The sequence below is a fragment of the Streptomyces fulvoviolaceus genome, assembly GCF_000718165.1.
GTDB lineage: Bacteria > Actinomycetota > Actinomycetes > Streptomycetales > Streptomycetaceae > Streptomyces > Streptomyces fulvoviolaceus.
In genome coordinates this window covers 146,420-173,348 of sequence record NZ_JOEY01000018.1, presented here as the reverse complement: position 1 = coordinate 173,348, position 26,929 = coordinate 146,420, and the positions used below count along the sequence as shown (strand labels likewise).

18 protein-coding genes are annotated in these 26,929 nt (G+C 70.3%); 7 read left to right on the top strand and 11 right to left on the bottom strand.

Features of this window, described 5'->3' with window-relative positions; all coding sequences use genetic code 11:
* The first annotated feature begins 114 nt into the window (after nt 1-114).
* The 6 genes from IG08_RS0120910 to IG08_RS0120885 all read left to right on the top strand — a co-directional run bounded on the left by IG08_RS0120910 (nt 115) and on the right by IG08_RS0120885 (nt 8,670).
* Entirely contained in the window at nt 115-1,023 is a 909-nt protein-coding gene (locus IG08_RS0120910) for a 5-dehydro-4-deoxyglucarate dehydratase (protein ID WP_030604528.1), read from the top strand.
* Nucleotides 1,020-2,270, top strand: coding sequence for a glucarate dehydratase family protein (locus tag IG08_RS0120905; RefSeq protein WP_030604525.1), 1,251 nt, complete (start codon nt 1,020-1,022; stop codon nt 2,268-2,270). The genes IG08_RS0120910 and IG08_RS0120905 overlap by 4 nt, the downstream gene beginning before the upstream one ends.
* 525 nt (nt 2,271-2,795) lie before the next feature.
* The gene (locus IG08_RS0120900; RefSeq protein WP_043454787.1) at nt 2,796-3,449 is read left to right on the top strand and encodes a DUF4389 domain-containing protein; all 654 of its coding nucleotides are present in this window, start codon (nt 2,796-2,798) and stop codon (nt 3,447-3,449) included.
* Nucleotides 3,450-3,598: 149 nt separating this feature from the next.
* Nucleotides 3,599-4,657: an NAD-dependent epimerase/dehydratase family protein gene (locus tag IG08_RS0120895; protein ID WP_030604518.1), complete on the top strand. Its 1,059-nt coding sequence runs from the start codon at nt 3,599-3,601 to the stop codon at nt 4,655-4,657.
* Nucleotides 4,658-4,822: 165 nt separating this feature from the next.
* Nucleotides 4,823-7,738, top strand: a complete 2,916-nt coding sequence (locus IG08_RS0120890) for a glycosyl hydrolase 115 family protein (RefSeq protein WP_043454816.1) — start codon at nt 4,823-4,825, stop codon at nt 7,736-7,738.
* Between the two features lie 146 nt (nt 7,739-7,884).
* Nucleotides 7,885-8,670, top strand: coding sequence for a helix-turn-helix transcriptional regulator (locus IG08_RS0120885; RefSeq protein WP_030604514.1), 786 nt, complete (start codon nt 7,885-7,887; stop codon nt 8,668-8,670).
* A gap of 1 nt (nt 8,671) precedes the next feature.
* On the opposite strand, the gene IG08_RS0120880 is transcribed toward IG08_RS0120885, so the two are convergent.
* The 4 genes from IG08_RS0120880 to IG08_RS0120865 form a co-directional block, all read right to left on the bottom strand.
* Nucleotides 8,672-10,153, bottom strand: coding sequence for an MFS transporter (locus IG08_RS0120880; protein WP_030604512.1), 1,482 nt, complete (start codon nt 10,151-10,153; stop codon nt 8,672-8,674).
* A gap of 190 nt (nt 10,154-10,343) precedes the next feature.
* On the bottom strand, nt 10,344-11,810 hold the full coding sequence (locus IG08_RS0120875; protein WP_030604509.1) for an alpha-amylase family protein: 1,467 nt from the start codon (nt 11,808-11,810) through the stop codon (nt 10,344-10,346).
* Nucleotides 11,807-14,530: an MGH1-like glycoside hydrolase domain-containing protein gene (locus IG08_RS0120870; RefSeq protein ID WP_030604504.1), complete on the bottom strand. Its 2,724-nt coding sequence runs from the start codon at nt 14,528-14,530 to the stop codon at nt 11,807-11,809. Before IG08_RS0120870 ends, IG08_RS0120875 begins: the two co-directional genes overlap by 4 nt.
* Before the next feature lie 145 nt (nt 14,531-14,675).
* A complete protein-coding gene (locus tag IG08_RS0120865; protein ID WP_030604496.1) occupies nt 14,676-18,053 on the bottom strand; it encodes a pyruvate carboxylase in 3,378 nt (1,125 codons plus the stop codon).
* A gap of 159 nt (nt 18,054-18,212) precedes the next feature.
* Between IG08_RS0120865 and IG08_RS0120860 the strand changes: the two genes are divergently transcribed.
* Nucleotides 18,213-19,034, top strand: a complete 822-nt coding sequence (locus IG08_RS0120860) for a DUF1684 domain-containing protein (RefSeq protein WP_030604494.1) — start codon at nt 18,213-18,215, stop codon at nt 19,032-19,034.
* Between the two features lie 3 nt (nt 19,035-19,037).
* Here IG08_RS0120860 and IG08_RS0120855 read toward each other — a convergent pair whose 3' ends face one another.
* The 7 genes from IG08_RS0120855 to IG08_RS0120825 are packed head-to-tail and all read right to left on the bottom strand — an operon-like array spanning nt 19,038 to nt 26,921.
* Entirely contained in the window at nt 19,038-19,835 is a 798-nt protein-coding gene (locus IG08_RS0120855; protein WP_030604491.1) for a DUF427 domain-containing protein, read from the bottom strand.
* Nucleotides 19,832-21,058 (bottom strand): cysteine desulfurase-like protein, encoded by a 1,227-nt coding sequence (locus IG08_RS0120850; RefSeq protein ID WP_030604487.1) that lies wholly within the window; start codon nt 21,056-21,058, stop codon nt 19,832-19,834. Before IG08_RS0120850 ends, IG08_RS0120855 begins: the two co-directional genes overlap by 4 nt.
* A gap of 13 nt (nt 21,059-21,071) precedes the next feature.
* Nucleotides 21,072-22,244 carry a cytochrome P450 gene (locus IG08_RS0120845; protein WP_030604485.1) on the bottom strand — a complete coding sequence of 391 codons (1,173 nt, stop codon included), beginning with the start codon at nt 22,242-22,244 and terminating at the stop codon, nt 21,072-21,074.
* On the bottom strand, nt 22,241-23,731 hold the full coding sequence (locus tag IG08_RS0120840; RefSeq protein WP_234342926.1) for an MFS transporter: 1,491 nt from the start codon (nt 23,729-23,731) through the stop codon (nt 22,241-22,243). The genes IG08_RS0120845 and IG08_RS0120840 overlap by 4 nt, the downstream gene beginning before the upstream one ends.
* Before the next feature lie 48 nt (nt 23,732-23,779).
* A complete protein-coding gene (locus IG08_RS0120835) occupies nt 23,780-24,601 on the bottom strand; it encodes a TauD/TfdA dioxygenase family protein (protein WP_030604479.1) in 822 nt (273 codons plus the stop codon).
* Nucleotides 24,598-25,887: an LLM class flavin-dependent oxidoreductase gene (locus IG08_RS0120830; RefSeq protein ID WP_052424807.1), complete on the bottom strand. Its 1,290-nt coding sequence runs from the start codon at nt 25,885-25,887 to the stop codon at nt 24,598-24,600. The genes IG08_RS0120835 and IG08_RS0120830 overlap by 4 nt, the downstream gene beginning before the upstream one ends.
* Nucleotides 25,884-26,921: an NtaA/DmoA family FMN-dependent monooxygenase gene (locus tag IG08_RS0120825; protein ID WP_030604473.1), complete on the bottom strand. Its 1,038-nt coding sequence runs from the start codon at nt 26,919-26,921 to the stop codon at nt 25,884-25,886. The genes IG08_RS0120830 and IG08_RS0120825 overlap by 4 nt, the downstream gene beginning before the upstream one ends.
* Nucleotides 26,922-26,929 lie beyond the last annotated feature (8 nt).

Below are 26,929 nucleotides of genomic sequence, written 5' to 3'. Positions count from 1 at the left end.
CAGCGGATCAACGTGCTGTTCGCGATGCTCCGCGACGGCACCTTCTACGAACCCCGAACCCCACGCCTCGCTTGACGAAAGACATAGAGGCACCCCCCCACGTTTGAGGGAGACATGAAGTTCCAAGGAGTGCTGTTCTTCCCGGTGACACCGTTCACCACGGACGGCTCGCTGGACGAGGCACGGCTCGCCCGGCACATCGACAACGGTGTCAGGGCCGGTGCGGGCGGCGTGTTCGTCGCCTGCGGCACCGGTGAGTTCCACGCGCTGACGCCCGAGGAGATCGAGCGGGCCACGCGGGTCGCGGTCGAGACGACCGCGGGCCGGGTGCCCGTCCTGGCCGCCGCGGGCGGTCCGACCCCGGTCGCGCGCGACCAGGCCGGCCGCGTCGAACGCGCGGGCGCCGACGGCATCCTGCTGCTGCCGCCGTACCTGGTGACGGCGCCCCAGCAGGGTCTGGTGCGGTACGTCGAGGAGGTCACGGCCGCCAGTGAACTGCCGGTGATCTTCTACCAGCGCGGCACGGCCCGCCTCACCCCGGAGACCGCCGCCGAGATCGCCGCCCTGCCCAAGGTCGTCGGCCTCAAGGACGGCCTCGGCGACATCGAGCGGATGCACCGCATCGTCCGGGCCGTGCGCGCCGTACCGGGCGCGGACGACTTCCAGTTCTTCAACGGCCTGCCCACCGCCGAGATGACCGCCCCCGCCTACAAGGGCATCGGCGTCGGCCTGTACTCCTCCGCCGTGTTCGCCTTCGCCCCGGAGATCGCCCTCGCCTTCCACCGGGCGCTCGCCGAGGGCGACGAGGCACTGCTCAGCACCCTCCTCGACGAGTTCTACGGCCCGCTCGTCGAGCTCCGCGACGAGGTTCCGGGCTACGCCGTGGCGCTCGTCAAGGCCGGGGTGACGCTCCGGGGACTGGACGTGGGCGGCGTACGGGCGCCTCTGATCGACCCGACGCCGGAGCATGTGGCCCGGCTGGCGAAACTCATCGACCACGGTCTGGATGTGGTCGGCGCATGAACCCCACCAGAATCAGGGAGTTGATCGTCACTCCGATCGCCTTCCGCGACCCGCCGCTGCTCAACTCCAACGGCGTGCACGAGCCCCTCGCGCTGCGCGTCATCCTCCAACTCGTACTGGAGGACGGCACGGTGGGGCTCGGCGAGTCCCCGGGCGGCGTCGCCCGCCTGGAGCGCCTTGAGGCGGCGGCCAAGGTGGTCGTCGGTATGGACGTCTTCGATACGACGGCCATCGCCGCCGCGATCGACGCCACCCTGCTGCCGACCGTGCCCAGCTCCCACGAACGCGGCTGGACCACCTCGGCCGTGGAGGTCGCCTGCCTCGACGCGCAGGGCAAGCTGCTGGACCGCCCGGTCAGCGACCTTCTCGGCGGCACGGTCCGCGACTCCGTGCCCTTCGCGGCGTACCTCTTCTACAAGTGGGCCGAGCACCCGGCCCTCGACGGCCGGGCCGCCGTCGGCGACGACTGGGGCGAGGCCCTGGACCCGGCGGGCCTCGTCGAGCAGGCCCGGCTGATGCAACAGCGGTACGGGTTCAAGTCGTTCAAGCTGAAGGGCGGCGTCTTCCCGCCCGACGAGGAGATCGCCGCGATCAAGGCGCTCGCGGAGGCGTTCCCGGGACGGCCGTTGCGCCTCGACCCCAACACGGCCTGGACGGTGGAGACCTCGGCGTACGTGGCCCGTGAACTGGACGGCGTACTGGAGTACTTGGAGGACCCGACCAAGGGCATCGACAGCATGGCGGAGGTGGCGAAGGACTCGCCACTCCCCCTGGCGACCAACATGTGCGTCATCGCCTGGGAGCATCTGAAGCCCGCGATCGAGCAGAACGCCATCCAGGTGCTCCTCACCGACCACCACTACTGGGGCGGCCTGCGCCGCACCCGTGAACTGGCCGCCGTCTGCGAGGCGTTCGGGCTGGCGCTGTCCATGCACTCCAACTCGCACCTGGGCATCAGCCTCGCCGCCATGACCCACGTGGCCGCGGCCATCCCGAACCTCGACCACTCCTGCGACACGCACTACCCGTGGAACTCGGCGGACGACGTGATCGTCCCCGGTGTCCTGGAGCTCCGCGACGGCGAGGTCAGGGTCCCGACCGGGCCGGGGCTCGGTGTCGAGCTCGACCACGACGCCCTCGACCGGCTGCACCGGCTGTATGTGGACTCCGGGGTCCGCTCCCGTGACGACACGGGATACATGCAGCGGGTCCAGCCCGACTACGAACTCCGGCTGCCCCGTTGGTGACAGGAGCCTCCTGAGACAAGCCCGAGACAAGGCGCCCGGACATCCGGGCGCCTTGTCTGTCTCATCCCCTGGGAGCAGGGGCGTGCACGGTCCACACTGGATCCGAGTCACCGTTCCTGAAGACTGGGCAGGAGTGAGCCCCATCCAGCCGCACGCCCCGAACGGTCTTGAGCGCACTGATCCCCGGCGTACTCGACCCCGGGGCGGCGACACGCATCCTGTGCGCGGTCCGATCCCGGGAGGCCAGTTCTCTGCGCGACCTGGCCGGGTGGGTACGGCCAGAGGGCGACGGAGAAGCCCTGAACCATCACTCCGGTGGAGCAGGGGCTCCGCACACTGGCGCCATACCCGGCGTCCCAGATCGCACAATCACGTTAACCCGCACGGCCCAAGGCGCCGCAAGGCCGGAAGCCGACGATCACACGATCGAGCTAACTCGACCTCATACACACTCCACGGCCATCAGTTGCCAACCTCAACCGGTATCCCGGCCGCCTCGCACCTCGGCTTGAAAGGACCGGAGGCATGACCACTCAAACCCCGAGCACGGAAGCACAGTTCACGCCCTACCCCGCACGGCTCACCGCCCAGCTGGACCCCGGGCTCTCCCGCTGGCTGTGGCTGGTGAAGTGGCTGCTGGCGCTCCTCCACTTCGTCGTCCTGGTCCTCCTCTGGGTCGGCGTCCTGGTGGTGAGCGTGGTGGCGTTCTTCGCGATCCTCTTCACCGGCCGCTACCCGCGCCCCCTGTTCGACTTCACCGTCGGCGTGCTGCGCTGGAGCTGGCGGGTGGACTACTACACGTACGCCGCTCTCGGCACCGACCGCTATCCCCCGTTCACCCTCGCCGACGTCCCCGACTACCCCACCCATTGGGACGTGTCCTATCCCGAGCAACTGTCCCGCGGACTCGTCCTGGTGAAGTGGTGGCTCCTGGCCATCCCGCACTACCTGATCCTGAACCTCGCGGGAGGCGGTATCCGTGCGCTCACCGGCCTGTTGGCCCTGTTCGCCGGGGTCTCCCTGCTCTTCACCGGGCAGTACCCGCGCGGCATCTTCGACCTCGTGATCGGGCTCAACCGCTGGACGCTGCGCGTGGCCGCCTACGCGGCCCTCCTGACCGACGAGTATCCGCCGTTCCGGCTCGACCAGGGCGGGGAGGAACCGCTGGCGCATCCCTGAGGAACCGTGAGTTCGTCAGAACCGTGGGCTCCACGATGTCACTCCGATTCCGTGTTCCCTTCCGGCCGGGGCATGCGCCACGCTGACCCCGGCGCGCGGATCTTCGCGCCCTCGGAGGGGAACGGTGCCCCGGATGGAGGAGTGACGTCATGGGTGGAGGCGGGGAGTTGCCCGTTGTGGTGACCGGCGGCAGCGGCTTCGTCGGCAGTCATCTGGTCCGGCGGCTGCTGGAGCGCGGCTATCGGGTGCACACCACCGTGCGCAGCCTCGCGCACACGACGAAGGTGCGGCCGCTGCGGGAGATGCAGGAGGAGTTCCCCGGCCGACTGACGTTGTTCGAGGCCGACTTGCTCACCGAGGGCTCCTTCGACGAGGCGCTGGAGGGCTGCCGGATCGTCTTCCACGTGGCGTCCCCGTTCTTCATGCCGGAGAAGATCAAGGACGGCCAGAAGGACATGGTCGACCCGGCGCTGCTCGGCACCCGCAACGTCCTGGGGAGCGTGGAGCGGACGCCGACCGTGGACAAGCTCGTGTTCACGTCCACCGTCGGCGCCATCTTCGGCGACTACGCCGACGTCGACGACATGGACGACCGCGTGCTGTCGGAGAGGTACTTCAACACCACGAGCACGGTGGCGAACAACCCGTACCACTACGCCAAGACGGTCGCGGAGCGAGCGGCCTGGGACGCGGAGGCAGCCCAGGACCGCTGGCGCATGGTGTCCGTCAACCCCGGCCTGATCCTCGGCCCTTCGCTCGCGCCCGCCTCGGAGTCCGGCAGCCTGTTCCTGCTGGAGGAGCTCTTCAAGGGCTACTTCTTCTACGGCGCCCCGGACTTCAGCTTCACGACGGTGGACGTACGGGACGTGGCCGACGCGCACATCGCGGCCGCGGAGAACCCCGACGCGAAGGGGCGTTACATCCTCGCGGCCGAGACGATGACGTCCTTCCACGACATGGCGCGCATCATCCGGGCCCGGTACCCCCGCGGTCTCCGCATCCCGCGCACCGCGCTCCCCCACTGGCCGGTACGCATCCTGGGCCCGGCCTTCGGTCTCACCCAGGACTACATCCGCAAGCACCTCGGCATCCGCTTCCGGGTGGACAACAGCAGGAGCGTGCACGAACTGGGCCTCACCTACCGCCCGGTCGAGGAGACCGTCCTCGATCACTACGAGGCGTGGCGGGGGCAGCGGAAGGTGAGCTGAGTCCCCGGCGCACGAGTCTGGACGCCCCGGGAAGGCCTCCCCTAGGGTCGGCGAGAAAGCGCTTTCTGGCCTGACCATGCCAACCCGCAGAGGGAGCGTCTCGTGCCGCACCACGAACAGCAGGGCCCGTCGCAGCCATGGACCCGCAAGTCGTTCCTCCGGGGATTGGCCGCCGTCGGAGTGGCCCCGTTACTCCCCGGCCTCCTCCCGACGACCGCCCACGCCGCCGCGGAGGACCGGCCCGACTTCCCACTGGTGCAGGCCGGCACCGCGGTCGACGTGTTCGTGGACGCGGCGGACGACCCCGCCGTGATCCGCGCGGCAGGCGACCTCCAGGCCGACATCGAGCGGGTCGGCGGAGCGAGACCGTCGCTGCTGCACACCCTGCCGGAGAGCGCCGCGCTGCTGGTCCTGGTGGGCACCATCGGTGCGAGCCCGGTCATCGACCGGCTCGTCGCGCAGGGGCGTCTGGACGTCTCGCGCGTGAAGGGCCGTTGGGAGGCGTCGGTGACCCAGACAGTCGACCGTCCGGTACCCGGGGTGGACCGCGCCCTGGTCATCGCGGGAAGCGACCGGCGCGGCACGATCTACGGCATCTACGACACCTCGGAGCGCATCGGCGTCTCCCCCTGGTACTGGTGGGCCGACGTCCCGGTCGAGCGCCGCGACACCGTGACGGTGCCCGCGGGGCCGTTCAAGCGCCAAGAGCCGTCGGTCCGTTACCGCGGCATCTTCATCAACGACGAGCAGAACCTGACCACTTGGTCCCACCGCACCCAGGAGCCGGACAAGAACATCGGCCCCGAGACGTACAAGCGGGTCTTCGAGCTCCTGCTGCGTCTCAAGGCCAACTACCTGTGGCCGGCCATGCACCCGTACTCCGACTTCTTCAACAAGTACCGGGAGAACCCCGAACTCGCCGACCAGTACGGCATCGTCGTCGGCTCCAGCCACCCCGAGGCCCTGTTGCGCAACGGTGTCCACGAGTGGGCGCCGTGGGCCGAGGAGCACCCGAACGCCGACGGCAGCCTGCCGGTCTACGACTACACGGTGAACCCCGCCGTCATCTCCGACTACTGGAGGGCCCGGGCGAGACAGAACGCAGCCTACGAGGGCAGCTGGACGCTCGGCATGCGCGGCCTGCACGACAGCGCGCTGGAAACGAAGTACGCCACCACGATCCCCGAGAAGGTCGTGGTGATGAACGACATCATCGCCGACCAGCGCCGGATCCTGGCCGAGGAGGTCGGTGCCGCGGCCGAGCCGCAGATCTTCATCCCGTACAAGGAGGTCCTGGAGCTGTACAACGCGGGCGTCCAGGTCCCCGACGACGTCACGCTGATCTGGCCGGACGACAACCACGGCAACATGCGCCAGCTGCCGAACGCGGCGGAGCGTGCGCGCTCCGGCGGCAACGGGATCTACTACCACCTCTCCTACTGGGGCCGCCCCAAGAGCTACCTGTGGCTGGACACCACCCAACTCGCCAAGGTCTGGCAGGAGTTACGGCGGGTGTACGAGCACGGCACCGACCGGATGTGGATCTTCAACGTCGGTGACGTCAAGTCGATCGAGACCGGGCTGTCCTTCGCGATGGACATGGCCTGGGACGTGGACCGGTGGGAGGCCGACGAGGTCGAAGACTTCCTGGCCGAGTGGGCCGGGCGGCAGTTCGGGCGGCGCCACGGCCGGGAGATCGCGTCGATCCGGACCGAGTACTACCGCCTCACCGCCGAGCTGCGCCCGGAGTTCATCGGCACTGGCATCGTCTCCGTGATCCACCACGGCGACGAGGCGGGACGCCGGATGGCGGCCTACGACCGACTGCTCCAGCACGTCCGGGCGGTGGGCGCCGAGCTGCCCGAGGCCTACCGGGACGCCTTCTACGAACTGATCGAATACCCGGTGCACGGCGCATACTTGATGCACCTGAAGTACTACTGGGCGGACCGCAACGCGCTCGCCGTCCGGCAGGGCCGCGGCGCCGGGACCAACCGCTTCGCCGACCTCGCGGAGGCCGCGCATGCGGCGGAGGTGGCGATCACCAAGCGGTACAACACCGAGGTGGCGGGCGGCAAATGGGACGGATTCATCAATCCGTACCCCTCCCAGATCCCGAAGGCACCGGGTCGCCCCGCTGTCACGCGGATCGCCCGGCAGGAGACCTCCGGGCTGGGCGTGGCGGCCGAGGGAAACGAGACAGGGACCGCCCGGCCGCTGTCCTTCTCCTCCTACACGCAGGACCGGCGTTTCATCGACGTCTTCAACACCGGTTTCCTGAGCGTGGATTGGGCCGCAGAGGCCGGTCAGCCCTGGGTACTGCTGAGCACGACCGGCGGCTCACTCACGGAGCAGAAGCGGGTGTGGGTGGAGGTCGACTGGGCCCGCGTTCCGGAGGGCACGCAGGACGCCGTGGTCTCCTTCACGGGTTCCGGGCAACGTGTCGAGGTGCCGTTGCGCGTGGTCAACGACGGTGAGCGCGGGCGCAGTCGAGCCCGAGGCTTCGTCGAGGCCAACGGGTATGTGTCGATCGACGCCGGGCACGCCGACCAGCGGGTGGCACGCGGCGGTGGCCGCTGGCGGGCCGTACGCGGGCTGGGTCGCCGTACGGGCGCAGTTGAGGCGGTTCCTTCTACGGCGGCTTCGATCACCGCCGACTTCGCGTCCCGCGCGCCCGAGCTGAGGTACCGGGTGCGCTTCACCACCGCCGGAACCTTCCCCGTCACCGTGTTCCGGCTGCCGTCGCTCGACGAGCGCGGCTACCGTCGGGTGGCCGTCGCCCTCGACGACCAGCCGGTCACCGTGCTGTCGGGTCAGTCTGTCGCGACCGGCAACCGAGGGGATGCCTGGGCACGCCAAGTGGAGGACGGGATCGAGAAGCTGACCGCGACCGTGACCGTCGCCGAGGCCGGTGAGCACGTGCTGCGGATCTTCATGGTGGACCCGGCGATCGCCGTCGACCAGATCGTCGTCGACACCGGCGGGCTGCCCGTCAGTTACCTCGCGCCGCCGGAAAGCTTCCACCCGGTGTTCAATCCGGACCCCGATCCGGGCACGAGCCTGGAGGCGCCCGACCAGTAGGCCGGGCAGATGAAGGCCGCCGGTCCCCCGCGCCGGCGGCCCCACCCCTCCCCCACGTCGGCCCGCCGGACTTCAATGTGCTGGAGTAATACGAGAACGTCGATGTTGCTCGGTTGAAGTGTGGGTCAGCGAGGGGCTGCTCCGGTATGGGTACAACTGCGTATGAGCGCATGCTCTCGGTCGCCGTCGCCGCACTCCACGAACGTGACCCCGAGCAGCTGTGGCCGCTGCTGGCGAGCGCGCTGCCGGAGCTGTGCGGCGGCGAGGCCCTGATCTACAAGCTGGACAACTGGGACGAGAGCGAGGGCGCGCTCGGTCTGTCGCCGGGCGTGGCCGCGGAGTTCACCGTACTCGGGGACGAGGCCGCGAGCCTGCTGCGCGCGGGGTATCCGCTGGCGGAGCATTACGCGAACTCTCCGGACCGGGCACCGGTCACGGCCCGCCGGGTGGCCGGTCGTTCATGGTCGGCGAGCCCTACCGCACGGCTCATCGACGACATCCTGGACGTGGACCACGTGCTGGGCATTCCGCTGCCGCAGTCGACCGCGCCGATCACCGGGTGCCTCGTGTACCGCTCCGGTCGGGATTTCAGCGACGACGAGATGCGCCTCGCGCAGCAGTTCCAGCCCCTGCTGGCAGCCGTCGAGCAGCAGCGTCAGCTTCTTGAACGCTGGCGGCAGTTGCGTGCGCCTCACACTTCCGACGGGCCGGCTCCCGAGCTCACGCCCCGGGAGACGACCGTGCTGCTCCTGCTCAGCGACGCCCTGACCGCCGTATCCATCGGCCGCCGCCTGGGCATCTCCGAGCGTACGGTCCACAAGCACATCGCGAACATCTACCGCAAGCTCGGCACACACGACCGGATCAGCACGGTGCTCCGGGCCCAACGGCTCGGCCTGGTCCCGGCTCTCCACGAGCCGAGCGGGGTCTGACTCAGACCGGACCCGGGCCCGTCCCACCCTTGAGGCGTTCCAGGTCGGAGGGGCGGACCTGGATGACCACGACGGCGATCAGCGCGGCCACCAAAGTGAAGATCGCCGCCATGACGAAGGCGGCCGACACCCCGGCGGTGAGGACCTCGTCGCCCCAGCGCCCGGGGAGTTGCCCGGTGCGTTCGAACTGCAGACGCTCGGCCGGGGTGGCCTGGGACTGGAAGAGCGGGAGCTGCTTCTCGAACTCGTTGGTGCTGGCCGTGCCGAACATCGTGACCAGGATGGACAGCCCAAGTGAACCGCCCACCTGCTGGGTGGCGTTGAGGAGTCCGGAGGCCGCGCCGGTCTCCTCGGTGGAGACGTTGGAGAGCGCCATCAGAGTGAGCGAGACGAACTCCATGCCCATGCCCAGGCTGAAGACGAGAATCGGGCCGAGGACACTGCCCGCGTAGGTCGAGTGGACGTCGGTCAGGGTCAGCCAGGCCAGCCCCGCTGCGGCGAGGATCGCGCCCACCACCATGAAGGGCTTGGGGCCGTACCTGGGCAGGAACTTCGAGGCCAGCCCGGCGCCGATCGCGATGACCGCGCTGACCGGCAGGAAGGCGAACCCGGTTGCCAGCGGGCTGAAGTCCAGCACGTTCTGCGTGAAGAGGGTGAGGAAGAAGAACATGCCGAAGATCGCGGCGGCGAGACAGAGCATGATTCCGTAGGTGCCCGCGCGGTTACGGTCGGCGAACATGTGCAGCGGTGTGATCGGCTGCCGGGAGCGCCGCTCCACGAGGATGAACCCCGTGAGGATGACGACGGCCGCGGCGAACGAGGCCAGCGTGAGCGCGTCCCGCCAGCCTTCCTGTGCGGCCCGGATGAACCCGTACACCAGCAGGACCATGCCCACGGTGGAGGTCAGTGCGCCGGTGATGTCGAAGCTGCCCGGATGGCGTTCGGACTCCTTGATCCAGCGGGGCGTGGCGAGGGCGATGAGCAGTCCGATCGGGACGTTGACGAAGAGCACCCACCGCCAGTTCAGCCACTCGACGAGGATCCCGCCCGCGAGCAGTCCGATCGCGCCGCCGCCCGCCGAGACCGCGGCGAAGACACCGAAGGCCCGGTTCCGCTCGGGGCCTTCGCGAAAGGTCGTACTGACCAGGGAGAGGGCGGTCGGGGACGCGATGGCGCCGCCGACGCCCTGGAGGGCCCGTGCGGCGAGGAGTTGGGCCTCGTTCTGGGCGAGCCCGCCGAGCAGGGAGGCGAGTACGAAGAGCAGCACGCCGAAGACGAACATCCGCCGTCTGCCGAGGATGTCACCGGTCCGGCCGCCGAGCAGCAGCAGACCGCCGAAGGTGAGGGTGTACGCGTTGACCACCCAGGCCAGGCTGGTGGTGGAGAAGTCCAGGGAGCGCTGGATGTCGGGCAGTGCGATGTTCACGATGGTGATGTCCAGCACGACCATGAGCTGGCACGACGCGATGACCAACAGGGCCATGGCGTTTCCGCCACCACCGGTCTCCCCGGTGGTGGACTGCGGTGCGGAGGTCGGCTGCGGGCTGCTGCTCATAATGAACGGTCCCGTCCACTGCTGTGTCCGTCGTTCGACCGTACGCCCGCGTCCCGGCCGCTACCACTCGAACACCGGACCACCGCCGGACGGTGTCAGGAAGTGACAGAACGCGTACTCATGGTGCCGGGGAATGACCGTTCACGACGAAGACGTGGCACTGCCAGGCCTCCAGGGACACGAACAGGCCCGCGTCGGCCAGTTCGTCGCCCCGCCGGTCGTACGTCCCGTCCGTGAGCAGGTCTGTCAGGCGGTGCTCGTGGCCTCTGAGGCCGTCCCACGGCAGGGGCAGGCGTGCCTGGGCCGGGCGGTCTGAGTAGTTGACGACGACCAGGTGACGCGCGTCCTCGTGGGTCCAGGTCCAGGCGAGCAGGCTGCGGTGGGTGTCGTTGTCCGGCCAGCCCGTCGGCGTCAGCGGCCGCCAGTCGCCCCGGCGTACGGCGGCCGCGGCCGGCAGCAGACGGCCGTAGAAGTCTCGCAACGGCGCGTCGGCCGGCTCCCGCGGTCCGCGGGAGAGGAAGACCGGCAGGCGCACCCGGCGGCCCTCGAACTGGCCCTCGTGCCAGAGCGTCGCACCGGGCAGGGTCGCGACGGCCACGGCTGCCGCGCGTTCCCGCGCCCCGGGGAGGGTGGCCGCGGCCCGCGGTTCGTCGTGGTTCTCCAGGAAGCGGACAAGGCCTTGCTGGTAGGCGATGTCGGCCTGCAGATGGCCTCGGACGGAGTCGGCGTTCTCGTGGAGCAGGCGGTCGTAGAGCCGCTTGTCGTAACAGTGGTCGAAGCCCTGCTCCTGGAGGGAGTGTTCGAGGTCCCAGTACGCCTCGGCGACGAACAGGAGGTCCGGGTGGTGTGCGCGCACCCGAGGAATGACGTGCGGCCAGAAGTCCTCCGCGGGCAGCTTGCCCGCCCGGTCTCCCCAGGTCTTCGCGAAGATGTCGTTCATCAGCAGCATCGCCATGTCGCAGCGCACGCCGTCCGCCTGGTCGCCGATGGAGACCAGGGTGTCCACCGTCGCCGCGCGCAGCTCGTCGCTGAAGGCGTTCAGCTGGACCACGTCCGGCCAGGGCGGGAAGTACGGGTCGCGGCCACGGGCGTAGATCTGTCCGCCGGCCTCGAGGAAGGCGTTCGGCGCGTGGGCCAGGTCGTCCGCGGTGCCCTGGACGAGGTGGTCGGGGTGTGCGGTGAGCCAGGGGTGGTCGGGGGCCACGTGGTTGGGGACGTAGTCGAGGATCAACCCGAGCCCGCGCGCAGCCAGTTGGGCACGAGCGGCGGCCAGTCCCTCCGGTCCGCCGAGGGACGCGTCGACGACGTAGTTCCGTACGCAGTACGGGGATCCGGCGATGTCCGCCTCGGTGACGTCGGGCAGGGCCTCGTGGAACGAGGCCCGTAGCCCCTCGTCACGCAGGGCGATGTGCAGGCCGGCCGGGCTGCGCTCCCAGACGCCCATCAGCCAGACCGTGTCGATGCCCGGCAGGGCGATCTCGTCCCAGACCTCACCGGGAACGTCACCCAGAGTGGTCCGGCGCCCGTACCGTGCGCTCAACTCGCCCAGCCAGACAAGGGTGTTGATCTCGTAGATGACGGTCATGAGAGGGGCTCCTCGCGATCACCGATGGACCCTTCGTCCACGGGCCGCAGCGACTCCCGCCCGCCCCGGTGCCACTCGTCGGCGCTGATGGCGTGGAACAGTGTCGCGGTGGCGGCCACCAGCCCGGTCCAGCCGGTCTGGTGGGAGGCGCCGAGCCCCGCGCCGTTGTCGCCGTGGAAGTACTCGTAGAAGAGGATCAAGTCCTTCCAGTGCGGGTCCTTGGCGAACTTGGCCTGCGCGCCGTGCACCGGGCGGTGGCCGTCGGTGTCGGGCAGGAAGGTGGCGGTGAGCCGGTCGGAGATCTCGCGGGCGACCTCGTACAGGTTCAGGTGCCGTCCGGAGCCGGTCGGGCACTCCACGGTGAAGTCGGGACCGTGGTAGCCGTGGAGGTTCATCAGGGCGCGGATCAGGAGGAGGTTTATCGGGAACCACACCGGGCCGCGCCAGTTGGAGTTGCCGCCGAACATGCCGGAGTCGGACTCGGCGGGCAGATAGCCGACGCCGTACGTCTCCCCGTGCACCTCGAAGTGGTACGGGTGCTCCGCATGGTGGCGAGAGAGGGACCGGATGCCGTGCGGCCCCAGGAACTCGTCCTCGTCGAGCATGCGGGCCAGGATGCGGCGCAGCCGGTCCTCGCCGAACAGGGCGAACAGATACCGGCCGTCGGCGGTCGGGTCCGCGTTGGCGTGCTGTGAGATGAAGGCTTCGACAGCCGGGTGCCGCTCGATGAACTCCTGTGCTCCCTCTACAAGTTCGGGGAAGGTGCGGTCCGCTCGACCGCCGATCACGCTGGTCGCCGCCAGTGGTATCAAACCGACCAGGGACCGCACCCTCAACCGGGTCGCGCTGCCGTCGGGCAGCCGCAGCACGTCGTAGAAGAAGCCGTCCTCCTCGTCCCACAGGCTGGCGTTGTCCTTGCCGATGCGGTTCATCGCCACGGCGATCCACGCGAAGTGCTCGAACAGCATCTGCGCCTGCTCGACGTAGACCGGGTTGTCGACGGCGAGTTCGATGGCGATGTCGAGGAGGTTCTGGCAGTACAGCGCCATCCACGCGGTGCCGTCCGCCTGGTCGAGGTGGCCGCCGGTGGGCAGGGGGGCGCTGCGGTCGAAGACGCCGATGTTGTCGAGGCCGAGGAAGCCGCCCTGGAAGACGTTGTTGCCGTCGACGTCCTTGCGGTTGAGCCACCAGGTGAAGTTCTTCATCAGCTTCTGGAAGGCGTTCTCCAGGAAGGCGCGGTCACCGTGCCCGGTGCGGTGCTTCTCCAGCTCGTAGACGAAGAGGATCGCCCAGGCGTGCACGGGCGGGTTGACGTCGCCGAAGTTCCATTCGTACGCCGGGATCTGGCCGTTGGGATGCAGATAGAGGCGGCGCAGCAACAGGTCCAACTGGCCCTTGGCGAAACCGATGTCGACCATGGACAGGGCGAGGGTGTGGAAGGCGAGGTCCCAGGCCGCGAACCACGGGTACTCCCAGGTGTCCGGCATCGACATGATCTCGTCGTTGACCATGTGGTACCAGGCGCTGTTGCGGACCCGGGGGTCGGCGGCGAGCGGGTCGACGCCGTGCTCGGCCAGCCAGCGCTCGACGTCCAGGTAGTAGTACTGCTTGCTCCACAGCATCCCAGCCAGTGCCTGCCGCACCAGGCGTCGCTCGTCCTCACCCATGCCGTCCGGGGAGAGACCGGCGTAGAACGTGTCGGCCTCGGTGCGGCGAGTGTCCAGCACCTCGGTGAAGTCCCGCCAGGGATCGGCGAGTTCGGCGTCGGTCAGGCGCAGGCGGATGGTGGCGCTGTCGCCGGCGGGGACGGTCAGGACCTGGTGTACGGCCGCCTTGGTACCCGTGCGTTCCGGGTTGACGGCACCGGTCTCGCCATGGACGACGAACCGGTCGATGCCGTCCTTGACGTACGGCGTGGTGTTGGAGCTGCCGAAGATGCGCTCGTTGTTCGTCTCGTTGTCGGTGAAGAGCGTCTCGCCGCCCTCGAAGTAGAGCCTGCGGGTGCCGAGTTCCTCGTGGTCGGCCAGGACGGCGCCGTCCTCGCCGCGCAGGCTCGGCACCGCCGTGCCGCCGGCCCACGACCAGGTGTGCCGGAACCAGAGAGTCGGCAGCAGGTGGAGTGTCGCCTCGTCGGGCCCGCGGTTGTGCGCGGTGATCTCGATCAGCAGGTCTTCCGGTCCCGCCTTCGCGTACTCGACGAAGACGTCGAAGTAGCGGTCCTCGTCGAAGATGCCGGTGTCGAGCAGCTCGTACTCGAAGTCGCGGCGGCCACGGGCCTGGTTGCCGGCGACGAGGTCGCCGTAGGGGAACTCGCCCTGCGGGTACTTGTAGAGGTACTTCATGTACGAGTGCGTGGGCGTGTTGTCGAGGTAGAAGTAGTACTCCTTGACGTCCTCGCCGTGGTTGCCCTCCGCGTTGGTCAGGCCGAACATCCGTTCCTTGAGGATCGGGTCGCGGCCGTTCCACAGAGCCAGCGCGAAGCACAGCCGCTGCTTGTCGTCGCTGACGCCGGCGATGCCGTCCTCGCCCCAGCGGTATGCGCGGGAACGCGCCTGGTCGTGGGTGAAGTACGACCAGGCGTCGCCGTTGTCGCTGTAGTCCTCCCGGACGGTGCCCCACTGACGCTCGCTCAGGTACGGACCCCAGCGCCGCCAGGGCACCGCCCCCGCGTCGGCCTCCGCCAGCCGCCGCCGTTCGGCGTCCCCGCCGTCAGTCGTCATCGCCCGTCCCTCTCGCCGCCCGGCACATGCGTCCAGACTCGAACGGGTCCGACTTGACCGCAATGGCTATGACCCGTCCGGAAACGGGCGTCACCGTTCCGGCTCAGGCGATCGGGCTCAGACGATCCGCCTCAGACGTTCCGACTCAGGCGATCTCGACCAGCAGGTCGCCGCCCTCCACCTGCTGGATCTTGTTGATGGCGAGCCGGGAGACCCGTCCGGCCTTCGCCGCGGTGATCGAGGCCTCCATCTTCATCGCCTCGATGGTGGCCACCGTGGCACCGGCCGCCACCTCGTCGCCCTCGGCGACCGCGAGCGTGACCACGCCGGCGAACGGGGCGGCGACATGGCCGGGGTCGGAGCGGTCGGCCTTCTCGGTCACCGGTACATCGGAGGACGCGGCGGCGTCACGTACCTGGATGGGCCGCATCTGGCCGTTCAGGGTGGACATCACGGTGCGCATGCCGCGCTCGTCGGCCTCACCGATCGCCTCCAGTGCGATGAGGAGCCGTACGCCGGGTTCGAGGTCGACGGCGTACTCCTTCCCGGGCCTGAGGCCGTAGAAGAAGTCCTTGCTGTCCAGCAGGCTGGTGTCGCCGAAGCTCTGGCGGTGGGTCTCGTACTCGCGCGTCGGGCCGGGGAACAGCAGCCGGTTGAGGGTCGCGCGCCGGTCCTTCTCCAGCCCGGTGCGGTCCTCGGCGTTCAGCTCCTGGACGGGCTTGGCGTCGGCGCGGCCTTCCAGCGCCCGGCTGCGGAAGGGCTCCGGCCAGCCGCCGGGCGGGGTGCCGAGCTCGCCGCGCAGGAAGCCGATGACGGAGTCGGGGATGTCGAAGCGGTTCGGGGTCGTCTCGAACTCCTGCGGTGTCACCCCGGCGCCGACCAGGTGCAGGGCAAGGTCGCCGACCACCTTGGACGAGGGGGTGACCTTCACCAGGTGGCCGAGGATGCGGTCGGCGGCCGCGTACATCGCCTCGATCTCCTCGAAGCGGTCTCCGAGGCCGAGTGCCACGGCCTGGGTGCGCAGGTTGGAGAGCTGGCCGCCGGGGATCTCGTGGTCGTACACGCGTCCGGTCGGGGAGGCGAGGCCCGCCTCGAAGGGGGCGTAGATCTTGCGGACGCTCTCCCAGTACGGCTCCAGGTCGCCGACGGCCCGCAGGTCGAGGCCGGTGGGCCGCTCGGAGTAGTCGGTCGCGGCCACGATCGCCGACAGCGAGGGCTGCGAGGTGGTGCCCGCCATGGACGCCACCGCGCCGTCCACGGCGTCCGCGCCGGCCTGGATCGCGGCCAGGTAGGTGGCGAGCTGGCCGCCCGCCGTGTCGTGGGTGTGGATGTGGACGGGAAGGTCGAACTCCCTGCGCAGCGCGGAGACCAGCTTCGCGGCGGCGGGGGCACGGAGCAGTCCCGCCATGTCCTTGACGGCCAGGACGTGCGCGCCCGCCTCGACGATCTGCTCGGCCAGCCGGAGGTAGTAGTCGAGGGTGTACAGCTGCTCCGACGGGTCGGACAGGTCGGAGGTGTAGCAGAGGGCGACCTCGGCGATCGCCGTTCCGGTCTGCCGTACGGCGTCGATGGCGGGGCGCATCTGGCCCACGTCGTTGAGCGCGTCGAAGATGCGGAAGATGTCGATGCCGGTGTCCGTGGCCTCCTGCACGAAGGCGTCGGTCACCTCGGTCGGGTACGGCGTGTAACCCACGGTGTTACGGCCGCGCAGCAGCATCTGGAGGCAGATGTTCGGGACGGCCTCACGCAGGGCGGCCAGGCGCTCCCAGGGGTCCTCGGCGAGGAAGCGCAGGGCGACGTCGTAGGTGGCGCCGCCCCAGCACTCCAGGGACAGCAGCTCGGGCAGAGTCCGGGCCACGACCGGGGCGACGGCGAGCATGTCCTTGGTGCGGACCCGGGTGGCGAGCAGCGACTGGTGGGCGTCGCGGAACGTGGTGTCGGTGACGCCGATGGTCGGGGACTCGCGCAGCCAGCGGGCGAAGCCCTCCGGGCCGAGCTCGGTGAGCTTCTGCTTCGAGCCGGAGCGCGGCTCGGTGTCGGCGGCGATCCGCGGCAGCTTGGTGGTGGGCTCGATCAGCTCGGGCCGCTCGCCGTGCGGCTTGTTCACCGTCACGTCCGCCAGATAGGTGAGCAGCTTCGTGCCGCGGTCGGCGGAGTGGCGGGAGGTGAGCAGGTGCGGACGCTGCTCGATGAACGACGTGGTGACGTGGCCCGCCTGGAAGTCCGGGTCGTCGAGGACGGCCTGCAGGAACGGGATGTTCGTGGCCACACCGCGGATGCGGAACTCGGCCACGGCACGCCGGGCCCGGTTGACCGCGGTGGTGAAGTCCCGGCCCCGGCAGGTGAGCTTGACCAGCATCGAGTCGAAGTGCGCGCTGATCTCCGTACCGGCGTGGGTGGTGCCGCCGTCGAGCCGGATGCCCGAACCGCCGGGCGAGCGGTAGGCGCTGATCCGGCCGGTGTCGGGGCGGAAGCCGTTGGCGGGGTCCTCGGTGGTGATACGGCACTGGAGTGCGGCGCCGTGCAGCTTGACCGTCTCCTGAGAGAGCCCCAGGTCGGCGAGCGTCTCGCCGGCGGCAATGCGCAGCTGGGCCTGCACGAGGTCGACGTCGGTGACCTCCTCGGTGACCGTGTGCTCGACCTGGATGCGCGGGTTCATCTCGATGAAGACGTGGTTGCCGTCGCGGTCGAGCAGGAACTCCACGGTGCCGGCGTTCCGGTAGCCGATCTCCCGGGCGAACCGTACGGCGTCGGCGCAGATCTGCTCCCGCAGCGCCGGGTCGAGGTTGGGCGCGGGCGCGAGCTCGATCACCTTCTGGTGGCGGCGCTGCACCGAACAGTCACGCTCGAAGAGGTGGATGACGTTGCCCTGCCCGTCGGCGAGGATCTGCACCTCGATGTGGCGCGGCTCGACGACGGCCTTCTCCAGGAAGACGGTGGCGTCACCGAAGGCGGAGGCCGCCTCGCGTGCGGCCGCCTCGATGGACTCCCGCAGCGTGGCCCGGTCCTCGACGCGGCGCATGCCGCGCCCGCCACCACCGGCGACCGCCTTCACGAACACGGGGAAGCCGACGTCCTCGGCCGCCCGCACCAGCTCGTCCACGTCGGTGGAGGGCGCCGAGGAGCCCAGCACCGGCACGCCGGCGGCGCGGGCGGCGGCCACCGCGCGCGCCTTGTTCCCGGTCAGCTCGAGGATCTGCGCGCTCGGCCCGACGAAGGTGATGCCCGCCTCTTCGCAGGCCCGTGCGAGCTCGGGGTTCTCGGAGAGGAACCCGTAGCCCGGATAGACGGCGTCGGCACCGGCCAGCCGGGCCGCGCGGATGATCTCGTCGACCGAGAGGTAGGCCCGGACGGGGTGCCCCGGTTCGCCGATCTCGTAGGCCTCGTCGGCTTTGAGCCGGTGCAGCGAGTTGCGGTCCTCGTGCGGGAAGACGGCGACGGTCCGCGCGCCCACTTCATAGCCGGCGCGGAACGCGCGAATCGCGATCTCACCACGGTTGGCGACCAGTACCTTGCGGAGCATTCCCGATCCCTTCGGCCTGCCGGTGACGGACACCATGGTCGCGGCAATGTCCGCGAGGTGCCATGAGAGCCGGGTCACGTGGGGATGGCTGGTTCGGGATGATCTGGGCCGGTACGGCGGTTGCACGGAGAACAACCAGAGCAGCGCGAGGGAGCGGACATGACCGTCCAAGGCGTCGACCGGGTGAGCTTCGTCCAGGAATGGGAGGACTGGCACCGGCAGAAGGAGGCGGTGCTCGCCGGCCCGCACGGGTTCCTCGCGATCACCAGCCTCCACTGGCTGAGCGCGGAACCGGGCCGGTTCGAGGACGCCCCCGGAGCCTGGTCGAGCACCGCCGACGGGGTGGTGGTCCAGCTCGACGAGGGCGAGGAGCTGACCGTCGACGGGCAGCCGGTGCACGGCCGCCACGACTTCGGTGTCATCGCCGAACGGGACAGCGTGTACGTCGGCTCGGGCGACGCGCTGCTCGAGGTCGCCAAGCGCGGCGGACACGACATCCTGCGGCCCCGCCACCCCGGCAACGCCCTCCGTACGGCCTTCACCCGCACGCCGGCCTACGACCCCGACCCGCGCTGGGTCCTCTCCGGCCGCTTCCTCCCCTTCGACGAGCCGCGCCCGGTGACCGTCGGTGCCGCCGTGGAGGGTCTCGAGCACGTCTACGACTCCCCCGGCGAGGTCGAGTTCGAGCTGGACGGCGCTCGGCACCGGCTCACCGCGTTCAACGGCAGGACGCCCGGCGCCCTGATGGTGCTGTTCACCGACAGGACGTCCGGCGTGACCACCTACGCGGCGAACCGCGCCCTGCAGATCGCCGCCCCCGACGGCGAGGGCCGGGTGACGATCGACTTCAACCGCGCCACGAACCTGCCCTGCGCCTACACGGACCTGGCGACCTGCCCGCTGCCCCCGGCCGGGAACCGGCTGCCGGTCGCGATCGAGGCGGGCGAGAGGATCCCCCTGGAGCGCGGCGGCCAGCCCTGACGGTCACTTCGGTGACGGAACCGTCCTGGTGAACGGGGTGACGGGGCGCTCCTGGCGTTCGCCGTCGACGGTGATGTCGACCTCCTCGTTGTAGAAGGCGAGGAGGTCCTTGACCGCGCCCACGGCGGGCAGCGGGTCCGGGTAGCTCCAGACGATGTTCGCCTGAGTCCGCGACGACCGGTACCGGGCAGTCCCCTTGTACGGGCAGCCGGTGTGGTGGTCGGTGGGTTCGAGCAGGTCGAGGCGGACGTCCTCGCGCGGGATGTAGTACCGCGTCGGAAGGCCTGTCTCGAAGAGCAGGACGGGGCGGTGGGTGTCGGCGACCACCGTGCCGTCGATCTCGACCACGACGTGACGGCTGCTGGGGATGGCGTCCACCCGTTTGTGCGGGTCACGGGGGTGGATGAAGATCTCTTCCTCCTCCTCGTACCAGTGGTCCAGGCCCCGGCCGACGCGCCGGAACCACTCGAAGGCGATGTGGTCGGCGAGGTCGGCGGCAGGGAAGGTCCAGGCCGCGTTCGCCACCAGATGGCCGTCGACGTCGAGGTCGTAGAAGATCCGTGATCCGGTGTGCGTGCCCGTCGGCGGGTTCTTGGCCGGGCGGAGCAGGTCCTCGCGGACCTCCTGGCGGGGGAAGGCGTACGTCGGGACGGGGATGCCGGGTTCCCAGACGAGGACGGGGTGCCGGCTGTCGACGACCGTCACCTCGCCCTTGCGGCCGCGCACCCAGCGTGCGCTGGGCTCCCACAGGAGGCCTTCCGTGGTGGTCCTGACGGCTCGCTCGGTGGGGAGTGTGCTCATGACCGGTTCTCCTTCGTCTTCGTCAAGAACTCGGACAACCCCGTCAGGAGCCGGTCGACGTCCTCCGCGCTGCTGTAGGGCGCGAGGCCGACGCGGAGCCCGCCGGTGTCGCCGAGGCCGAGCCGGCGGGAGGCCTCGACGGCGTAGAAGGACCCCGACGGGGCGTGGACGCCGCGCTCCGCGAGGAAGCGGTACGCGTCCACCGTGCTGCGTTCCTCGAAAGTGAGCAACAGGGTGGGGGTGCGGTCGGCCGCCCGGGAGTGGATCGTCACGCCTTCGAGCGAGGACAGGCCCTTGTCCAGCTGGGTGCGCAGGGTCTCCTCGTGCGCTTCCAGTGCCGCGAAGGCCGCGATCAGGCGCTGTCGTCGGGTGCCCGTGGCGCTCGTGTCCAGGTGGTCGGCGAGGAAGTCGACCGCCGCCCGGGTGCCTGCGAGGAACTCATAGGGCAGGGTGCCCAGTTCGAAGCGCTCGGGGACCGCGTCGGTGGAGGGCAGGAGCTTGTCCGGGCGCAGGGTTTCCAGCAACTCCGGCCGGGCGGCGAGGACTCCGTGGTGCGGGCCGAGGAACTTGTACGGGGAACAGACGAAGAAGTCCGCGCCGAGCTGTTCCAGGTCCACGAGCGCGTGGGCGGCGTGGTGGACGCCGTCGACGTAGGTCAACGCCCCCACCTCGTGGGCCAGTCGGGAGATCTCGGGGATCGCTGGACGCGTCCCGATCAGGTTGGAGGCGGCGGTGACGGCGACCAGGCGGGTGCGCTCGGACAGCACGGCGCGGATGTCGTCGACGCTCAACTCCCCGGTGGCGGGGTCGAAGTCGGCCCAGCGCACGGTGGCACCGGCCCGTTCGGCGGCCTGCACCCAGGGACGGATGTTGGCGTCGTGGTCGAGGCGGGTGACGACCACCTCGTCGCCGGGCGACCACGTGCTGGCGAGGGTGCGGGAGAAGTCGTAGGCGAGCTGGGTGGCGCTGCGGCCGAAGACGATCCCCGACGGCTGCGCGCCCAGCAGGTCGGCCAAGGCCAGGCGTGTCCCGGTGACGATGCCTTCGGCGTTGTGCTCCCCCGGGGCGATGCTGCCCCGGTTCGACAGCGGGTGCGCGAGCGCGTCGGCGATGGCGTCGATCACCGGTCGGGGCGTCTGGGTGCCGCCGGGGCCGTCGAAGTGCGCGATGCCGGCGCTCAGGGCGGGGAAGTGGGAGCGGATGGCGGTGATGTCGTACGTCACGTAGGTGCTCCTGTCAGGTGGCCCTGTCCCACAGCACATGCAGGGCGGGCGGCTTCCGGAAGACCAGGCCGTACGGCGCGGTCGGGTGGTTCGGGTCGAGGCGCAGGGCGGGAAGACGTTCGAGGAGACGTTGGAGCGCGATGCGGGTTTCCAGGCGGGCGAGGTGTGCGGCGAGGCAGTAGTGCGGGCCGTGGGCGAAGGCCAGTTGGAGACGGGCGTTCTCGCGGCGGACGTCGAAGCGGTCGGGGTCGGGGAAGACGGCCGGGTCGCGGTTGGCGCCCGTGAGGGAGACGGTGACCAGGTCGCCCTTGCGGATCGTGGCGGGGCCGAGGACGGTGTCGCGGGAGGCGTAGCGGTCCACGACGGCGGCGCCGGGTTCGAGGCGCAGCGACTCCTCGATCGCGCCGTCCAGCAGGCCGGAGTCGGCCCGGACGAGGGCGAGTTGGTCGGGGTGCCGCAGGAGGTGCAGCAGCGCGTTGGTGATCATCGCCTCGGTGGTCTCGATGCCGCCGAACATCAGGACCGCGGCGTTGGACGCCACCTCGGGCAGGGCCAGCCCGACGGCAGCGGAGACGAGGAGCGAAGCGCCTCCTTCCGCGATGGTTGCTTCCACGGCCGCCCGAAGCTCCGCGTACGCGGCGGCACCCGCCTGCCCCGCCTCGACCCCGGCGGTGATGTCCGAGACCGACCGCACGATGGCGTCGTACCAGGACAGGACCGTGTCGGCCGTGGTGCCTGCCAGCCCGAGTGCCTCCGTCACCACGGCGACGGCGAGCGGGCCGGCGAAGGCGCGGCGCAGTTCGGCGGCGCCGGACGATTCGAGTGCGGTGACGAGCCGGTCGGTCTCCCCCTCGATGAACGAGGCGAAGCCGTCGTGCACCGCGCGGGGGCGGAAGGGCGCGGTGAAGGGCTCGCGATGGCGGGTGTGCTGCTCGCCGTCGAGGGAGAGCATGCTCGGTCCGACGACCTGTGCGGTGGAGAACCGGGGGTCGTCGACGGTGAAGGTCTCGGCGTCCCGCATCACGCTCAGCGCGAGGTCGCGCCGGGTCACCAGCCAGCCGTCGAGCTCGGGCAGCCAGGACACGGGTTCGTGCGCGCGCAGCAGCGCCAGTCGGGGGTGCGGGTCCTCGGCGAGTTCGGCGAGGGTGGTCGCGGCGCCGAGCGGGAACGCTTCGACGACGCTCATGACGAACTCGGGCCGGGTATCAGGAAATCGATCACAGCCAAGGCTAACAATCGCTCTCGGGGCGAGGCGGCTCGGCGTGCGGGACCGCTTCCTTGGGGGCGGGGGGGAGTGCCTTTTGCCGATGCGGGTGTCGACGGACCGGATGGTGTGGCGGCCCGGCGCAGCAGCGACAGCACCAGCGCTACGGCGAGCAGGCCCGCGCAGACGCAGGAGGCCAGCGCGTATGCGGCGCGCGGGCGACCGTCCCCCGAAGCTGTGTGCCAGTACACCGCCGGTACGGCACTGAGGCAGACCGCCGCCGCGATGCGCTGGGCCATCTGCAGGATGCCGCCGCCCACTCCGGCGGCCTCCGCCGGGGCGTGCCGGAGCACCTCGGTCTGGTTGGGCGAGACGCTGAGCCCTCCGGCGACGCCGGACAGCAGTTGCGTCGCGGCCAGGGCGATCGGCAACCCGGCACTCGGCACCTGGAGCGCGACGGCGGCTCCGGCCAGGGCGGCGCCGATGCCCAGGGTGAGGCCGACGGTCACCGTGCGCGGTCCGATCCGCCGCACGAGCCGCCAGGCGAGCGCCGAGGAGACGCCCATCGCGGCTGCCGCGGGGAACGCGACCGCGGCCGTGAGCAGGGCGGACAGCCCGAGGCCGTCCTGCAGAAAGACGGTGAGCACGAGCGTCGCGGCGATCGAGGACCCGAACTGGGCCATGGCCACACCCGTGCCCAGCACGTAGTGCCTGGAGGACGTCAGCGCCGGATGCACGAGCGGTTGCCGGCCGCCGCCCACCCGCAATCGTTGGTGCACGACGAGGGCGGCTGCCAGTGTGCACACCGCGACGCCCCAGCCGAGCGCCTCTCCGCCGCTGCCCGGGGTGCGGATGAAGGGCACCATCAGCGTCAGCGTGCAGCCGCAGGCCAGGCCCAGACCGAGGATGTCCAGCCGCGAGTCGCGGGCGGTGCGCCGGGGCGGTGGCAGCCAGCGGGCCGCGAGGGTCAGGGTGGTGACCGCGCAGGGTGCGCTGAGCAGGAGGCAGCACCGCCAGCCCGCCTCGGGGCCGAGGCCGGCCACGAGCACACCGCCCAGCGGCGGGCCGAGCGCCGAGGCCACGCCGGCCGTGACCGCGTAGAGGCCCAGTGCCCGCCCGCGGTCCACACCGGGGAACACGTCCTGAAGGGTGCCGATCACCTGGGAGTTGACCAACCCTGCCGCGGCGCCCTGCACCAGCCGCGCGGCGATCAGGGTCCCCGGCCCGCCGCCGCTCGCGGCCGTCCCCCCGGCGAGCAGGAAGACGGCCACGCCGACGAGGAAGAGCCGCTTGCGCCCGTGCAGGTCACCGAGGCTGCCCCCGGGCACGAGGGCCAGACCGAAGGCCAGTGAGTAACCGGCCACGATCCACTGGACGTCCGCCGCGCCGGCCCCGAGCGACTGCCGCATGCTCGGCACGGCGATGTTCAGAACTGCCTGGTCCAGCAAGGTGGTTGCGCCGGCGGCCATGCAGACGAGCAGCACCCGCCGGGCGGTGCGGTTCTCTCCCGGGAGCATTCAGGCGTGCCGCTCGGTGACGGCCGCCTCCGGCTCCACTCCGATCACCTTGCGGTAGACGCGCGCCCCGTCGCCGTAGTCGTCCACGGCGTAGTGCCAGGTGGCGCGGTTGTCCCAGAGGACGAAGTCGCCGGGCCGCCAGCCGAAGCGGATCGTGTAGTTCGGCGACGAGGCATGCCGGAGCAGATGGTCGAGCAGCACCTTGCTCTCCGCCGGGGTCACGCCCGTGAGGCCGGTCGCCGAGGTGCTGATGAAGAGTCCCTTGCGGCCGGTGGTCGGGTGCGTCAGGACGACCGGGTGCTCGGTGGTCGTGCCGGTGGCGGTCTTCCTGCTGCCCTGCGCGTAGTTCTCGGCGTTGCCGTCGTAGACCGCGCTCACCGTTTCGAGCAGCGCCTTGAACGGCTCGGACAGGTCGTCGTACGCCGCCTGGAGGTCCGCCCACAGGGTGTGGCCGCCCAGCTCGGGCACCACCTCGTACGTCAGGGACTCGATCGCGAACACGGGGTCGCGCCACAGCCCGCCGATGTGCCAGGTGGAGGCCTTGCCGGTCTGCCGCACGTTGTACGGGTAGACCAGCGGGTTCGACGGGTCCTTCACGGCGGTCGGATGGTCGAAGGGCTCGGCGAAAACGCGTACGGCGGCTACGTGCTGATCGGGCGTCAGGTGCTGGCCCCGGAACACCAGGACCTTGTGCTCCCGGAACGCCCGCCGCAGTTCGTCGGCGGTCGCCTCGTCCACGGGGGCCGACAGGTCGACGCCGGTGATCTCGGCGCCGAAGCGCGGGCCTGCCCTGAGGATCTCGAGACTGGCGACAGTGGTCATGACGTCTCCTCCTTGTACGGTGCGGGTACGTGGCCAGGAGCGACTGAAGGTCCTGGCAGGCCCAGGTGTTCGCGCAGCGTGCTGCCCGTGTAGTGCGTGCGGAACAGGCCGCGGCGGCGCAGCTCGGGGATCACCAGCTCGGCGAAGTCGTCCAAGGTGCCCGGCAGATACGGGAAGACGACGTTGAAGCCGTCCGCGGCGCGGCCGTGGAACCACTCCTCGATGTGGTCGGCGATCTGCTGCGGCGTGCCGGTGATGGTGCGGTCGTCGTCGGCGACGCGCCGGACGAGGTCGCGGATGGTGAGGTTGTCGCGGCGGGCGTCCTCGTAGATCTGCTGCTGGGCGGTGTGCGACTGGTTGGAGACCGGGAGTTCGGGGAGAGGGCCGTCCAGCGGGTACGGGCTGAGGTCGAAGCCGCCGAGCCAGTACGACAGATCGGCCAACGCCACCTGCGGGGGCAGGAGTTCGGTGAGCCGGGCCAGTTTGTCGCGGGCCTCGGCCTCGGTGGGGGCGGTGATGACGGACAGGGCCGGGAGCACCTTGAGGTGGTCGGGGTCGCGGCCGTGGGCGGCGGTGCGCTCCTTGATCTCGGCGTAGAACTCCTGCGCCTTGGCCAGGTCCCTGATGCCGGAGAAGATCACGTCGGCGATGCGGGAGGCGAGGTTCTTGCCCGCCTCGGAGGCACCGGCCTGCACGATGACCGGGTGGCCCTGCGGAGGCGGGGCGATGTCGGAGGAGTCCCACAGCCCCGTCACCGTGTCGTAGAACTTCTCGGCGCGGTCGTAGCGCGTGGCGTGGTCGAGGTGGGCGTCGAGGCCGAAGTTCTGGGCCTCGCCGTCGTTGAGGGAGGTCACCACGTTCCAGCCGGCGCGCCCGCCGGAGATGTGGTCGATCGAGGCGAAGGTACGGGCCACCTGGTAAGGCTCGTTGTAGCTGGTCGACGCGGTGGCGATCAGGCCGATCCGGGAGGTTCTGGCGGCGAGCGCGGCCAGCAGGGTCGTCGGTTCGAAGGAGTCGTTGACGACGCTGACCCTGCTGAGGACGTCCTCGCTCGCGAACGGCACACCGACGAGGTCGGCGAGGAACACCGCGTCGAAGGCGGCCTGTTCGGCGGTCCGGGCGAAGGAGAGGACCTCCCGGATGTTCACGCCGGCGTCCGCCGCGGTGTCCGGGTGCCGCCAGGCGGCCAGGTACTCCCCCGGCGGTTTGAGGAAGGCGTTGAGGTGGAGCTGGTCGGTCCTTCGGCTTCGGTCGGTATGGCGGCTTCGGTCGGTACGGCGGCTCATCGGCCGGTCTCCTGGAGGTGTCGTGCACGGACGGCGGGACGCGGCAGTCCGAGGTTCTCGCGCAGGGTGGTGCCCTCGTACTCGGTGCGCAGCAGGCCGCGCCGCTGGAGGAGCGGCACGACGTGGTCCACGAACTCCTCCGCGGAACCGGGGAGTTCGAGGAAGGCGAGGTGGAAGCCGTCTGCCGCCCGTGCGTGGAACCAGGTCTCGATGTGGTCGGCGATCCGCTCGGGCGAGCCGTACGGGGTGAGCCTCGGCCAGACCAGGACATGGGCGGGGTCACGGCCCTGTCCGGCGGCACGGGCCTTGATGTCGGCGTAGAAGTCCTGGGCGGCGCCCAGCTCCTGTTCCTCGACGAACACGACCTCCCCGTGCCGGACGGCGAACTCCCGTCCCGTCTCGGAGGATCCGGCCTGGAAGATCACCGGGTGCCCCTGGGGCGGACGGGAGATGTTCAGCGGCCCCCGCACGGTGAAGTGCTCGCCGCGGTGGTGCGGTGTGTGCAGCCCGGCCGGGTCGTAGTAGCGGCCGGACTCCTTGTCCCGTACGACCGCGTCGTCGTCGAAGCTGTCCCAGAGGGCCTTGACCACCTGGACGAACTCGTCGGACTGGCGGTGGAGCAGTTCGTGTTCGGAGATGACGATGTTCCAGCCGGCCCGGCCGCCCGAGATGTGGTCCAGGGACGCGAACTTCCGGGCGATGTGGAACGGGTGGTTGTAGGTCGTGGCCGCCGTCGCCGCCAGGCCGATGCGCTCGGTCACCAGAGACAGCGCGGCCAGCAACGTCAGCGGTTCGAAGCGCTCGGTACGGGAGGGCTCCGTGCGGGAGTACTCCGTGCTGAAGTGCTCCGTGCTGGAGTGCTCGTGCTCCTGGGCCGTGACGGCGTCGGCGTCGGCGTCGGCGACGAACAGTGCGTCGAACCGGCCGCGTTCGAGAGTACGGGCAAGGTCGGCATGGAAGGCGAAGTCGAGCTGTCCGCCGGAGCCGTGGACGAGGGCTCCCAGGCCGAGCCGGCGTGCGGGGTCTGTGGTCATGCGGTCCT